Raw genomic sequence first — 13,508 nt, forward strand, 5'->3', positions numbered from 1 at the left:
TGACGTTTGGGGCCTCTCCCGGTTGCCGTCCCTCATGAGATCCCCCTCGGAAGGAACGGCGGCTCGATTAGAGGACAGGTCGGGATATTAGGCAAGCCGCTTCACGCGGCAGGCCACGCCCTATTGTCCCGAAAAACTACGAAAATCGATGATTTTCCCCGCTTATTCCTCGCGCGTGGCCGCAAGATCGCGCGCCAGATTATCGTTTCGGCGCGCTTTCCTGACGCCGAACTGCATCCCATTTCGCTCGAAAACGCGTCAGCCGACGCCGAGCGCCTTCAATTTCCGATGTAACGCCGAACGTTCCATGCCAACGAACTCAGCCGTACGAGAAATATTTCCCGAAAAACGGCTGATCTGTGCAATCAAATAGTCGCGCTCGAACACTTCGCGCGCCTCGCGCAACGGCAAGCCCATGATGTGCTCGCCATTGTTGCTGGTCGGCATCGCCGGCACCATGGAGCCGACGTCCTGCGGCAACATGTCGGCCGTAATGATGACCTCCGGCCCGCCGGCCGCGAGAATCATGACCCTCTCGACGTTGTTGCGGAGCTGGCGCACATTGCCGGGCCAGACGTGCGATTGCAGCACCGCCATCGCGTCCTGCCCGATCTGCCGCTTTGGCAGGCCACTACCGGCCGAGATCTGCTCCATGAAGTAGTCAATCAATTCCGGAATGTCCTCGCGCCGCTCCGACAGCGCCGGCACGCGGATCGGCACCACCGAGAGCCGATGATAGAGGTCCTCGCGGAAGTGGCCGGCCGCGATCTCCTCTTCCAGATTGCGCGCGGTCGATGAGATGATGCGCACATCGACCTGCACCTTGGCAGTGCCGCCCACGCGCTGGAACGATTGCTCCACCAGCACGCGCAGGATCTTGTTCTGAGTCTCCCGCGGCATGTCCGCAATCTCGTCGATGAACAGCGTGCCGCCATGGGCTTCCTCGAGCGCGCCAGGCTTGCGCGGCTGCTCGCCGTTGGACTGCTCGACGCCGAACAGCTCATGCTCCATGCGCTCGGGCGTGATCGCGGCTGCGTTGATCACCACGAAGGGACCGTCGGCACGGCCCGAGGCCGTATGCAGCGTGCGTGCGGTCAATTCCTTGCCGGCGCCGGCAGGGCCGACGATCAGAATGCGGCTGTTGGCCTTCGCCGCGCGCTCGATGGTCTGGCGCAACTGATTCATGCTCGGCGAACGGCCGACGAGCTGGCTGGCGCTCGGCGCGAGCTGCTTCAGTTCCTTGACCTCGCGCTTGAGCCGCGAATTCTCCAGCGCTCTGGTCGCGACCAGAATCAGCCGGTCGGCCTTGAACGGCTTCTCGATGAAGTCGTAGGCACCGCGCTTGATCGCGGCGACCGCGGTCTCGATGTTGCCGTGGCCGGAGATCATCACGACGGGCAGATCGGCATTGTCCTTCTTGACCTGCTCCAGCAGCTGCAAGCCGTCGAGCTTGGAGCCCTGCAGCCAGATGTCGAGAAACACCAGATGCGGCCGCCGGTTGGCGATCTCGGCGAGCGCCGTATCGCTGTCACGTGCGGTCCGGGTGACGAACCCCTCGTCTTCGAGAATGCCCGCAACGAGATCCCGAATATCGGCCTCATCATCGACAATCAGAATTTCACTTGCCATGGGTCGTGCCCGCCTTGTCAGCTGCCTGTTGAGGCTTCGATTTTCGGTGATTCATTGGTCTTTTCAGCCGGCTCTTTGGTTCCGGCGTCCGGCTCTTTTGTTTCCTGGTTCTTGATGGATTCCGTGACGGTTTGCTTGATTCCGGACTTGGATGTCGTCTCGGTCACTTCCTTGGCCTCGGCCGCCGGCGCCGGCTCGGTCGTCTCGGACTTCGCGGGTTGCCCTGAGACGGCAAAGCGCATCCGCATCCAGGCGCCGCGCTGGCCTTCGCGGAAGTCGGAGGCGTCCTTCAGCTCGATCCGCCCGCCATGGTCTTCCAGCACGCGGCCGACGATGGCCAGCCCCAGCCCGGTGCCCTTGGCGCGCGTGGTGACGTACGGCTCGAGCAGGCGCGAGCGCGCGACCTTGGGCAGGCCGATGCCGTTGTCGATGACGTCGATCAGCACGTCGTCGTCTTCGCGTGACACCACGACGTCGATACGGCCTTTGCCGAGCTCCTCCGGCGGGACCTGCTCGATCGCCTCGGTGGCGTTCTTGACGATGTTGGTGACCGCCTGGGAGATCAGCCGCCGGTCGAACTGGGCGCGGAGCGGATCGTCCTTGAACTCGGCCTCGATATCGATCTCGGGATGGGCGACCTTCATCAGGAAAACCGCCTGCCGCACGGTGTCGGCGACGTCCTCGCCTTCCATCACCGGTTTCGGCATCCGCGCAAAACGCGAGAACTCGTCGACCATGCGCCTGATGTCGTCGACCTGGCGCACGATGGTGTCGGTGCACTGGTCGAAGATCTGCTTGTCCTTGTCCTCGGTTATGGACTTGCCGAACTTGCGGCGGATGCGCTCGGCCGAGAGCTGGATCGGCGTCAGCGGGTTCTTGATTTCGTGCGCGATGCGGCGCGCGACGTCGCCCCAGGCCGAGGTGCGCTGGGCCGAGACCAGCTCGGTGATGTCGTCGAGCGTGATGATGTAGCTGTCGTGCGGCTGGTTCTTCTCGGCACTGACGCGGACCGACAGATTGCGCTCGGCGCCGTCCCGGGTGATCGTGATCTGGCCCTGCACCAGGCGCTGGGTTCCCTCGCGCGCCGTCTTCATCATCTCGTCGAGCTCGGGCAGCACGTCGGAGAGCGGATGGCCGAGCGTCTCCGCTTCGGAGTGCCCGATCAGCTTCTCGGCGGAGCGGTTGAGGATGCCGACGCTGCCGGAAGCATCGACGCCGATGATGCCGGCGCTCGCCGAGGACAGCACGGCCTCGATGAAACGGCGGCGGCTGTCGATGAGATCGCTGGCGTTGACGAGCTCGTCGCGCTGGCTGCGCAATTCCTGGGTCATCTTGTTGAAAGTCTCGCCCAGCTGGGCGAGATCGCCTTCCGACTGATGCACGGGCACCTGGACATGGAGGTCGCCGGTCGAGACCGTTTGCGCCGCGTTCATCAGCCGCCGGATCGGCGAGACCAGCGAATTGGCGAAGTTGAGGCCGATCAGCACCGAGGCCATCAGAATGGTCAGCGCGATCACCGCGAACATCAGCGCGAAGGCGACCTGGATGCCGAGCCGGCGTGACTCGATCTGGGCATACTCGGCGACGCTGACTTCGGTCTGCTTGAGCTGATTGACGACATTCGGATCAAGAGGACGGGCAACATAGAGGAACGTGTCGTTGAACGCGCGCAAGCGGATCACCGCGGCAACGAAGCTTGCGTCCGGGAGCACCGCGATCTCGGGTTCGTTCTCGTTGACGTTGCTGAGGAAATCGGGTGCGGGCGGCGAATAGGCCAGCCGCATGCCGGTGTCGGCGGATTCCAGGATATTGGTGTTCTTGTCGATGATCATCGCACCGGGCAGGTTGCGCGAGCCGGCACTGGCGGTCAGCATCTCCCGGAACGAGCGGCGGTCCTGGTCATAGAGCGGCCTCGCATGGGCGATGTCGTTGGCCATGCCGAGAATGTCGCCGCGGATCAGCTGCGCATGGTCCTGCATATAGGCCCGCGCGATCGTCAGCGAGTTCTGGATCACCTCCTTGGTCGGGCCGGAGAACAGCCGGTCGAGGCCGCGCTCGATGGTGACGTTGGCGACGATGGCGACCAGCACCGCCGGCAGCACCGCCACGATCGAGAACAGGCTGACGATCTGGACATGGAGGCGCGCCGCCGCCCTGCCCCGTCGCCGCGCCAGGATCAGCTGCCAGAGCTCGCGGACGATGATGCCGACCAGCAGAAGGATCGTGGCCGCATTGATCAGGTAGAACGAGCGAACGACTTCGGGCGTCGGCTCGATCTGGGTGAGGCCGGTCAGGACCAGGAAGGTCAGGAGGGCCGACAGCAGCGCCAGCGCCACGGCAAAGGGCGCCAGCCAGCGCCGCACCGAACGCCGGGGCTCTTCCGCTGGGGCCGTGTCAAAGTGTGCGGCCGAGGTCTCTGCGCTGGTCATTCCGGCAATGGAGGTGATGAAAACGGATCCGCGACGGGCGGATACTGATGTATTCGTACCACATTGTTGCCGAATTGCGACAATTCCGCGGCGCAGCCCCCGCGGCGGAGGGGCACAATCCACAGGCCGATCTTTGGCGGCCTAATCTGCGGGAACGGATTCCGGCCGCTGCGGCTTGACCGGGATGGACAGATTCTTCCTCGGGATAATGGTTTCCGCCGTTCTGCTGCTGATCGTGGCCGCGGACCTCCTGGTCAACGGCCCCGGCCTGCAGGAGCCAACGGCCTACGCCGCGCGCGTCCTGCCGTCCACGGGCGCAATCATCAGGTGAATGTGTTCGCCGCCGCCTGTGGCGGACGGTCCGATTCCTGTGTGACCGCGGAACAATTCGGCGCCACTGCGACTTCTGCTCACCGCGTCAGCCACAACGGCCAGCGCGATCCGGACAGGCTCAGCTCCGCTCTGGTAGGGGGAGCTGAGCCACCGTCGGCTTCGAGAGCTACCCCCCGCTCCGATACACCTGGATATCGAGATCCCGGATCTTCTTCCGCAGCGTGTTGCGGTTGAGGCCGAGCAGGTCGGCGGCGCGGATCTGGTTGCCGCGGGTGGCGGCCAGCGCGGCCGTGAGCAGCGGCACCTCGATCTCCTTGAGGATGCGGTGATAGAGGCCGGGCGGCGGCACGCCGTTCGGGAAGCCCTGGAAGTGCGAGGACAGGTACGCCTCCACGGCGCCGCCGAGATTGTCGACGCCCTGCTGGACCGCGGCGCCGGGGCTGACCGAGGGCGGCGCCAGCTCGCCGTCTATGACGGAGGCCGTGATCACGTCCTGCGGATAGAGTGCGGCGAGGCGCCGGGCGAGATTTTCCAGCTCGCGCACGTTGCCGGGCCAGCGGTGCTGCTTCAGCCGCTCCAGCGCCAGCGCATCGAGCTTCTTCGGCGGCAGGCCGTCCTTCTCGGCCAGCGCGAAGAAGTGACGCACGAGATCCGGCAGATCCTCGATGCGCTCGCGCAACGGCGGCAGCCGCAGCGGCACGACGTTGAGGCGGAAGAACAGATCTTCGCGGAACAGGCCCTGCTGGATCAGCACGCGCAGATCCTTGTTGGAGGCCGCGACGATGCGCACGTCGGTCTTGATCGGGGTGCGGCCGCCGACGGTGGTGTACTCGCCCTGCTGCAGCACGCGCAAGAGACGGGTCTGCGCCTCCATCGGCATGTCGCCGATCTCATCCAGGAACAGCGTGCCGCCCTCGGCCTGCTCGAACCGGCCCGAGGCGCGGGTGTTGGCGCCGGTGAAGGCACCGCGCTCATGACCGAACAATTCGGACTCGATGAGATCGCGCGGGATCGCCGCCATGTTGACCGCGACGAACGGGCCGTTGCGGCGCTTGCCGTAATCGTGCAGCGCGCGCGCCACCAGCTCCTTGCCGGTGCCGGACTCGCCCGTGATCATCACGGTGAGGTCGGTCTGCATCAGGCGCGCCAGCACGCGGTAGATTTCCTGCATCGCCGGCGAACGGCCGACCAGCGGGATCGCCTCCATCTCGGCGTCCTCGTCCGGCGTCGAGGTCCGCTCCTTCGGCTCGGCCAGCGCGCGGCCGACGATGGCGATCAGCTCCTTGAGGTCGAAGGGCTTCGGCAGATATTCGTAAGCCCCGCGCTCGGAAGCCCGGATCGCCGTCATGAACGTGTTCTGCGCGCTCATGACGATGACGGGCAGATTGGGTCGCATCTTCTTGATCCGCGGCAGCAGGTCGAAGGCGTTTTCGTCCGGCATCACCACGTCGGTGATGACGAGATCGCCCTCGCCCTGGCTGACCCAGCGCCACAGCGTTGCGGCATTGCCGGTCAGCCGCACTTCGTAACCGGCGCGGGACAGTGCCTGATTGAGAACGGTGCGGATGGCGGTATCGTCATCGGCTACGAGAATGCTACCTGCGGGCATCGTTGGTCCTCATTTTGCCCCCTGTGACGCAGGCGACGACTTCCCGGCAGAGTCGGCGCGACTGCTTTGATCGGCATGTTTCACCGATGTGGAATAGATCGGCATCAGCACGCGGAAGGTGGTCTTGCGCGGCTGAGATTCGCATTCGATGATGCCCCCGTGATCGCCGACGATCTTGGCGACGAGCGCAAGACCCAGACCCGAGCCGGTCTGCTTGGTGGTCACGAACGGGTCGAACAGGTTGGGCAGCAGATCGTCCGGCACGCCTGGTCCGTTGTCCTTCACGCAGAATTCGAGCGGCAGGGATACCCGGGATTTCTGACCGGGGACTGACAGGCGCACGCCGGGGCGGAACGCGGTGGTGAGCTGGATCTCGGCGTCGGGCACGTCGATCAGGGCTTCCGCGGCGTTCTTCACGAGGTTGAGGAACACCTGAATGAGCTGATCCTGGTTCGCCAGCACCGGCGGCAGCGAGGGATCGTAATCCTCGATAAAGCGGATGTTGCGGGCAAAGCCCGACTGCGCCAGCCGCTTCACATGGTCGAGCACCGAATGGATGTTGACGGGGCCGCGCACCACGGGCCGCTCGTCGCCGAACACCTCCATGCGGTCGACCAGCGTCACGATGCGGTCGGCCTCGTCGCAGATCAGCCGCGTCAGCATGCGGTCCTCGGACGAGGCCTGCTGCTCCAGAAGCTGCGCCGCACCGCGGATGCCGGACAGCGGGTTCTTGATTTCGTGCGCCAGCATCGCGGCGAGCGCGATCACCGAGCGCGCCGCGCTGCGATGGGTGAGTTGGCGATCCATCTTGTCGGCGATGGTGCGCTCCTGCAGCATCACCACGATGTGGCCGGGCCGCTCGGTGAGCGGGGCCACGTGCAGATCGACTTGGCGGTCGCCGCCCATGCGCGGCGTGCCGAGATCGACCTTGTATTCGTTGACCGGCGAGTTCGACGAGCGCACCTGATCGATCAGCGCCAGCAAGGGGCTGCCGAACGGCACCAGCTCCTTCAACGACTGCCGCTTCAGGAACTGCGTCGAGATCTCGAAGAAGGCTTCGGTCGCGATATTGGCGGCGACGATCTTGCCGTCGGGCCCGATCATCAGCACGGGATTGGGCAAGGCATCCAGGATTGCGTCGCTGTCGGACTGAAGCGGCCGACGATGTTCAGCAGCCGAGCTCATGCAGCAGCGCTCCATGCGAAGTCGTCGAAGGCGTCTTGCAGTGAATTGTGAACGAGGCGCGGATCCTCCGAGACCAGGATCTTCTGGCGCCAGGATTTCAGCTTCTCGGCCGGCGCACGGCTCGCCTGCGCTGCGACATCGAGCGCCCAGCTCAGATGCTTGCGGGCATGCCTCAGTCCGACGCGCAGCCCATAGAGCGCGCAGACGCCATCATGGAGCGTGCGGACATATTGCAACTGCGTCGCGAGCGAGGGCACGGCTTCCTCAGCCCCGCCCTTCAGGCGGCGGCCGATCTGACCGGGCAGCCAGGGCTGGCCCTGAGCGCCGCGGCCGATCATCACCGCGTCGGCGCCCGAGGCCTGCAATGCCGCGAGCGCCTTCTCGTAGGAGGTGATGTCGCCGTTGACGACGAGCGGAATGGCGATGGCCTCGCGCACGGCGCGGATCGCATCCCAATCGGCCTTGCCCTTGTAGAACTGGCAGCGGGTGCGGCCATGGACGGTGACGAGCTTGACGCCGGCGGCTTCCGCGCGCCGCGCCAGTTCCGGCGCGTTGCGCGTGCGGTCGTCCCAGCCGAGCCGCATCTTCAGCGTCACCGGCACTTTCACCGCCGCGGTCGTCGCGTCGATCAGGCTGATGGCATGGTCGAGGTCGCGCATCAGGGCCGAGCCGGACTGGCCGCCGGTGACGTGGCGGGCCGGACAGCCCATGTTGATGTCGATGATATCGGCACCTTCGGCTTCAGCGATCCGGGCGCCTTCGGCCATCCAGTGCGTCTCGCAGCCGGCGAGCTGAACCACGTGCGGGCCGATGCCGGTGGCTTCGCAGCGCAAGCGAGACATCCGATGGCCATTGGCGAGCTCATCGCTCGCAGTCATTTCGGACACGACGAGACCAGCCCCAAGCTCGGCCGCCAGCCGGCGGACGGGCGAGTCAGTCACACCCGACATCGGCGCCAGGAAGACCGGGGTGGCGATATCAATATCGCCTATTTTCAACGGCTTAGAGCCGGATATTGCCGAGCCGGTCACGGGGGTCTCGTTGACTGGACAGGGCCTCATCGCGCCTGCCATGACCTATCTTGCGCACAATTCTTGTGCAGTCAAGCGTCATGCCTACAGTTTAGACAGTTCTGCAAATCTTTCAAGTGCAGTGCAGCAAAATGCTGTTTCCCACAATCCGGGGAAACCCCTTTTTTTGCGGGCCTGCCGTGCTAGAGGCATGCCGGCAATCACCACTCCCGACTCTTTGACGAGCAACTGAGTATTCGAGTCCTATGGCAAAATCACAGCGCACCGCAGTCGTCCTCGTCGCAGCCGGGCGTGGACTGCGCGCAGGCGCCGGCGGGCCGAAGCAGTATCGCGAGATCGGCGGTGTGCCCGTGATCTATCGCGCCATGGAGGCCTTCAGCCGCCATCCGGACGTATCAGCGGTGCAGCCGGTGGTGAACCCCGACGACAGCGCCATTTTCACCGCAGCGGTCGCAGGGCTCAGGCACGAGCCGCCGGCCAATGGCGGCGCGACGCGGCAGGCTTCGGTGCTCGCCGGCCTCGAGGCGCTGGCGAAGCACAAGCCGGACATCGTCCTGATCCACGATGCAGCCCGCCCGTTCGTCTCTGAAGGCGTGATCTCGCGCGCGATCGAAGCGGCGAGCCGCACTGGCGCTGCGATCCCGGTCGTGCCCGTCACCGACACCATCAAGGTCACCGGTGACAGCGGCAATGTCGAGGACACGCCGGATCGGACGCGCCTCAGAATCGCGCAGACGCCGCAATCCTTTCGTTTCGACGTCATCCTCGAGGCGCATCGTCGCGCCGCCAAGGACGGCCGCTCTGATTTCACCGACGATGCCGCCATTGCCGAATGGGCGGGATTGACGGTTGCAACCTTTGAAGGCGATGTTGCCAACATGAAGCTCACCACTCCCGAGGATTTCGTGCGCGAGGAAGCGCGCCTGGCGAGCCTGCTCGGCGACATCAGGACCGGCACGGGCTACGACGTGCACGCCTTCGGTGAAGGCGACCATCTCATGATCTGCGGCGTGCGCGTGCCACACACCAAAGGTTTCCTCGCCCATTCCGACGGCGATGTCGGCCTGCATGCGCTGGTGGATGCCATCCTCGGGGCACTGGCCGACGGCGACATCGGCTCGCACTTTCCACCCAGCGACGCGAAGTGGAAGGGCGCCTCCTCCGACCAGTTCCTGAAATACGCCATCGAGCGCGTCGCCCAGCGCGGCGGCCGCGTCGCCAACCTCGAGGTCACGCTCATATGCGAGCGGCCGAAGATCGGCCCCTTGCGCGATGCCATGCGTGCGCGCATCGCCGAGATCTCCGGCGTCGACATCTCCCGCGTCGCGGTCAAGGCGACGACCAGCGAGCGGCTCGGCTTCACCGGCCGCGAGGAAGGCATCGCGGCCACCGCGAGCGCCACCATCCGCCTGCCGTTCAACGAAAAGACCCGGAGCGTCTAGGCCATGGGCGGCAGCGACGCACGCGCCCTCTCCCGCTCGCTGCTCGATCTGTGCCGGATGCGCAAACTGACGATCGCGACCGCGGAGTCCTGCACCGGCGGCCTCGTTGCCGGCGCGCTGACCGATATCCCCGGCTCCTCCGACGTGATCGACCGCGGCTTCGTCACCTATTCCAACGACGCCAAGCGCGCGATGCTCGGGGTCGAAGCGAGCACGCTCGCCAATTTCGGCGCGGTCAGCAAGGAGACCGCAACCGCGATGGCGATCGGCGCGCTGGAGCGCGCCGATGTCGATCTCGCCGTCGCCATTACCGGCATCGCCGGTCCCGGTGGCGCCACGCCGGGCAAGCCGGTCGGCCTGGTGCACTTTGCCGCCGCCGCGCGCGACGGCCGCATCATCCATCGCGAGCAGCGTTTTGGCGCGATCGGCCGCAGCGCCGTGCGCGCCCGCTCCGTGGTCGAGGCGCTGCGCATGCTGATGGAGCTAGCCCGCGGTCCGCAAGTCGCGGCCAAGCCGCGACCCGCCGCCGCAAGCCGCCTGCGCCCGCGCGTGACTCGCTCGCCGCGCCGGCACGCGGTGAAGCGCAGGCCGCCGCGTTCGCCGCGGGGCTGAACCGTCCCTCAAAGCGCGATGCGAATCGCTGCATGGCGCCGGACGGACACCGACCGATCGCAACAGCCGGATCGCGTGGATCGCATGAATGGGGCGACGTGAAACCCGGGCATTGACCGGCTGGAGTTTCAGGCTCACTGCGTGTCCAGCTATTGCGCCGCGCGCTCGACCCGATGGACCACGGGGAGCTTTTGCTCGATCGCCTTCGCGAGCACCGTCCCCGTGGTCCGTCCGAGCTCTTTCGCGATCGTCGCAATCGGCTTGGTGCCTGCAAGCTTCCTGAGCCGATCGAGGTCTTCCTCGCTCCACGATTGCTTCCAGCGCGCCATCTAGACAGTCCCGCTCCAAAAGCTCCGCGCCCGACTCGGATTCTCGTTGAACATCTCATGAAATACAACCCTTACAGGCGTACCGCTCGCGGCAAGCGGTGTTCCGTCGCTGCTCCAGGTCTCGGCACGAACTGCACTTGTCGCCTTCGCCCTCTACCAGCCCTTGTGCTGCCCGTCGGCCAAAACACCCAACCACCGGGTCAATTGCCTCGCGCAAAAATATTCGCCTTTACAGAAATTCTGATTTATCGCATTATCCTGCCACCTCATCCCGGTCAGAGGGGCGTATCGCGATCGTCACGACACGCGGGGTGAGCTGCGGTGGACGCAGGCAGCACCGGCGCGAGAGGCGTCGCAGGGCGGGCAACCGTGAGCGATGGCGCAGCGCGCATACGACCGGTGCTGTCGGCGTACGGCAAAACCGTGTCGTCCTGGCGCCCGGGGTCTGTGCGCCAAGTCTTGCGGTGATGTGGCGGCCCGACCGGGCGCGCGCATCAGTCATCCGCAAGGCGACGGGGGCAATAGTGCATCGCTCCCCGGGGAGAGCTCGGCATAAGCCGTCAAACCACTGCGCAGGGAAGGCCGGTTGTTGGGCCTCACCTGTATGCCGCTGTGCAGCTTCTTGTAGCGCAACCTTCGCACAGTGGACCGCGGGTGCCCGGCCGGCATCCGGCCTTCCCTGCGCCCTTGTGACAAAAGAGGGGCGACACGACGCAAAGCTCGGGCAGCAACTGCCGCGAGGCCACAGCGCTATGCCTGCTTTTCAAAAAAGCACGCAGGTCCCGTCGAATTCGATCGGAATTGCGAATGCAGACGGCGCGACCAAACGTCATCACACGCATCCGAACTTGCGCGCGAAAATATTGGCGCAATAATGCCGCTCTACGATGTGATCCGGAATCAACCGGACCAGAACTGTGGAGGGCGACGAAAGTGCTCGCTCGCGCCGTGGCTTCGGCCGCCGTGATTGTCACCTTGGCTGCCGTTGGCGGTGCGGCCGCACAGACGGCCAATCAGCCGCCGGACACGATGGCGGCGCGGGTCGAGGCCTGCACGCCCTGTCACGGCAATCAAGGCGAAGGCACCAGCGACGTCTATTTCCCGCGGCTTGCCGGCAAGCCGGCCGGCTATCTCTACAACCAGCTTATTGCCTTCAAGAATGGCCGGCGAAAATACCCGCCGATGAACTATTTGCTCGAATTCCTCCCCGATCCGTACCTGCAGCAGATGGCCGACTACTTTGCGGATCAGCATCCCGCTCTGCCGCCCGTGGCAGCAAGCGATGCAAGCAAGGAGGTGCTGCAACACGGCCAGTCACTGGTGTCGCGGGGCGATCCGCAGCGCCAGGTTCCGGCGTGCGGGAGCTGCCATGGCCCGGCCCTGACCGGAATGGAGCCGGGAATTCCGGGTCTGCTCGGACTGCGCCCGAACTACATCAGCGCGCAGTTGGGAGCCTGGCGCTATGGCACGCGCACGGCGACAGCGCCGGACTGCATGCAGCAGGTCGCTGCCCGGCTCACCGAGGAAGACGTGACGGCGGTCGCGGCATGGCTCGCGAGCCGCCCGGCGCCTGTGAACATCGCGCCGGCCCCGAAGGGCACGTACGTGCTGCCGTTCGCCTGCGGCAGTGAACCGGATTGAGGAGACGGAATTGCGATCGTGTTCACCAATCCTTGCCGTATTGCTGTTGCTCTTCGCCGGCGCGTCCGCCGAGGCGCAGCCGAAGCCTGGCGCCCCCGGCGACAGCCTCGTCGCGCGCGGCGAATATCTGGCGCGGGCCGGCGACTGCATCGCCTGCCACACGGCGCCCGAGGGGCGCACCTTCGCCGGCGGACGCGCGATGCCGACGCCTTTCGGCACCCTGTATTCCTCCAACATCACGCCGGATCGCGACACCGGGATCGGCAAATGGACTGCCGAAGACTTCTACAAGGCGATGCACTACGGCCGCTTTCCGGACGGCGGATTGATGTATCCGGCAATGCCGTTCGCGTCGTACACCAAGGTCACGAGAGCCGATACTGAGGCGATCTTCGCCTATCTGAAGTCAATCCCTGCCGTGAACCAGCGCAATCGTGAGCACGATCTCCGCTTCCCCTATTCGAACCGGCAGTTGATCCTCGGCTGGCGCACGCTTTACTTTTCGGAGGGCGAGTTCAAACCTGACCCGACCAAATCCGCGGAATGGAATCGCGGCGCCTACCTCGTCGAGGGCCTCGGCCATTGCGGCATGTGCCATTCGCCCATCAACGCGCTCGGCGGCACCTCGCAATCGGAGGCCTTCAAGGGCGGCCTGATCCCGATGCAGAACTGGTACGCGCCCTCGCTCACGTCAAATCGCGAGGCAGGGCTCGGCGACTGGAGCATCAAGGACATCACCGACCTGCTCCAGACCGGCGTCTCCATGCGCGGCGTCGTCTACGGCCCGATGGCCGAGGTCGTGCACAACAGCCTGCAATATCTCAACGATGAGGACACCAGGGCGATGGCGGTGTACCTGAAGAGCATTGCGGAGCCCTCGCCTCCGTCGCCGGCAAGCTCGAGGCTGCCGACCACCGAGAGCAGCCTGCTGATCAGCCTCGGCAAGACCGTCTACGACAAGCACTGCGCGAGCTGTCACGGCACGCAGGGCGAAGGCAAGCCGCCGCACTGGCCGCCGCTCGCCAACAATCAGTCGATCGAGATGCAGTCGGCGGTCAATCCGATCCGCATGGTGCTCAATGGCGGCTATCCGCCGGGCACCAAGGGCAATCCGATGCCCTACGGCATGCCACCCTTCGCGGGACTTCTGTCCGACAACGAGATCGCCGCCGTCGTCTCCTATATCCGCACCGCCTGGGGCAATCGCGGCACGCCGATCTCGGCACGCGAGGCCAACGAGCTGCGGTCCGCACCGCTGAACTGAGAGA

General features: G+C 65.4%; 11 protein-coding genes. 5 read left to right on the forward strand and 6 right to left on the reverse strand.

Annotation, left to right across the window (positions count from 1 at the left end):
* Window positions 1-258: 258 nt before the first annotated feature.
* Together ntrX and XH87_RS13150 are read right to left on the reverse strand one after the other, a co-directional pair.
* Window positions 259-1,629 (reverse strand): nitrogen assimilation response regulator NtrX, encoded by a 1,371-nt coding sequence (gene ntrX, locus XH87_RS13145; RefSeq protein ID WP_027558046.1) that lies wholly within the window; start codon window positions 1,627-1,629, stop codon window positions 259-261.
* A 17-nt stretch (window positions 1,630-1,646) separates the two neighbouring features.
* On the reverse strand, window positions 1,647-4,058 hold the full coding sequence (locus XH87_RS13150; RefSeq protein WP_271587594.1) for a sensor histidine kinase NtrY-like: 2,412 nt from the start codon (window positions 4,056-4,058) through the stop codon (window positions 1,647-1,649).
* 184 nt (window positions 4,059-4,242) lie between these two features.
* Here XH87_RS13150 and XH87_RS13155 point away from each other — a divergent pair, with 184 nt between their 5' ends.
* Complete coding sequence (locus tag XH87_RS13155; RefSeq protein ID WP_199763045.1) at window positions 4,243-4,389, forward strand: hypothetical protein; 147 nt, start codon at window positions 4,243-4,245, stop codon at window positions 4,387-4,389.
* Between the two features lie 168 nt (window positions 4,390-4,557).
* On the opposite strand, the gene ntrC is transcribed toward XH87_RS13155, so the two are convergent.
* The 3 genes from ntrC to dusB are packed head-to-tail and all read right to left on the reverse strand — an operon-like array spanning window position 4,558 to window position 8,183.
* Entirely contained in the window at window positions 4,558-6,000 is a 1,443-nt protein-coding gene (ntrC, locus tag XH87_RS13160; protein WP_028174062.1) for a nitrogen regulation protein NR(I), read from the reverse strand.
* A gap of 9 nt (window positions 6,001-6,009) precedes the next feature.
* On the reverse strand, window positions 6,010-7,185 hold the full coding sequence (locus XH87_RS13165; protein WP_271587595.1) for a two-component system sensor histidine kinase NtrB: 1,176 nt from the start codon (window positions 7,183-7,185) through the stop codon (window positions 6,010-6,012).
* The gene (gene dusB, locus XH87_RS13170; RefSeq protein WP_271587626.1) at window positions 7,182-8,183 is read right to left on the reverse strand and encodes a tRNA dihydrouridine synthase DusB; all 1,002 of its coding nucleotides are present in this window, start codon (window positions 8,181-8,183) and stop codon (window positions 7,182-7,184) included. Before dusB ends, XH87_RS13165 begins: the two co-directional genes overlap by 4 nt.
* Window positions 8,184-8,461: 278 nt before the next feature.
* On the opposite strand from dusB, the gene XH87_RS13175 reads away from it, so the two are divergent.
* Window positions 8,462-9,658, forward strand: a complete 1,197-nt coding sequence (locus XH87_RS13175) for a bifunctional 2-C-methyl-D-erythritol 4-phosphate cytidylyltransferase/2-C-methyl-D-erythritol 2,4-cyclodiphosphate synthase (protein WP_271587596.1) — start codon at window positions 8,462-8,464, stop codon at window positions 9,656-9,658.
* A 3-nt stretch (window positions 9,659-9,661) separates the two neighbouring features.
* Window positions 9,662-10,270, forward strand: a complete 609-nt coding sequence (locus tag XH87_RS13180; RefSeq protein ID WP_271587597.1) for a CinA family protein — start codon at window positions 9,662-9,664, stop codon at window positions 10,268-10,270.
* 149 nt (window positions 10,271-10,419) lie between these two features.
* Here the strand turns inward: XH87_RS13180 and XH87_RS13185 are convergent, their stop codons facing one another.
* Entirely contained in the window at window positions 10,420-10,599 is a 180-nt protein-coding gene (locus XH87_RS13185) for a hypothetical protein (RefSeq protein ID WP_035713145.1), read from the reverse strand.
* A 933-nt stretch (window positions 10,600-11,532) separates the two neighbouring features.
* Between XH87_RS13185 and XH87_RS13190 the strand changes: the two genes are divergently transcribed.
* Entirely contained in the window at window positions 11,533-12,240 is a 708-nt protein-coding gene (locus tag XH87_RS13190) for a c-type cytochrome (protein WP_271587598.1), read from the forward strand.
* A 10-nt stretch (window positions 12,241-12,250) separates the two neighbouring features.
* Window positions 12,251-13,504: a cytochrome c gene (locus XH87_RS13195; RefSeq protein ID WP_442868266.1), complete on the forward strand. Its 1,254-nt coding sequence runs from the start codon at window positions 12,251-12,253 to the stop codon at window positions 13,502-13,504.
* Window positions 13,505-13,508 lie beyond the last annotated feature (4 nt).

Source organism: Bradyrhizobium sp. CCBAU 53415, assembly GCF_028128735.1.
GTDB lineage: Bacteria > Pseudomonadota > Alphaproteobacteria > Rhizobiales > Xanthobacteraceae > Bradyrhizobium.

Excerpts from the sequence above, each read along its gene's own strand:
- ntrX (WP_027558046.1), bottom strand. The coding sequence starts at position 1,629 with ATGGCAAGTGAAATTCTGATTGTCGATGATGAGGCCGATATTCGGGAT.
- XH87_RS13150 (WP_271587594.1), bottom strand. The coding sequence starts at position 4,058 with ATGACCAGCGCAGAGACCTCGGCCGCACACTTTGACACGGCCCCAGCG.
- XH87_RS13155 (WP_199763045.1), top strand. The coding sequence starts at position 4,243 with ATGGACAGATTCTTCCTCGGGATAATGGTTTCCGCCGTTCTGCTGCTG.
- ntrC (WP_028174062.1), bottom strand. The coding sequence starts at position 6,000 with ATGCCCGCAGGTAGCATTCTCGTAGCCGATGACGATACCGCCATCCGC.
- XH87_RS13165 (WP_271587595.1), bottom strand. The coding sequence starts at position 7,185 with ATGAGCTCGGCTGCTGAACATCGTCGGCCGCTTCAGTCCGACAGCGAC.
- XH87_RS13175 (WP_271587596.1), top strand. The coding sequence starts at position 8,462 with ATGGCAAAATCACAGCGCACCGCAGTCGTCCTCGTCGCAGCCGGGCGT.
- XH87_RS13180 (WP_271587597.1), top strand. The coding sequence starts at position 9,662 with ATGGGCGGCAGCGACGCACGCGCCCTCTCCCGCTCGCTGCTCGATCTG.
- XH87_RS13185 (WP_035713145.1), bottom strand. The coding sequence starts at position 10,599 with ATGGCGCGCTGGAAGCAATCGTGGAGCGAGGAAGACCTCGATCGGCTC.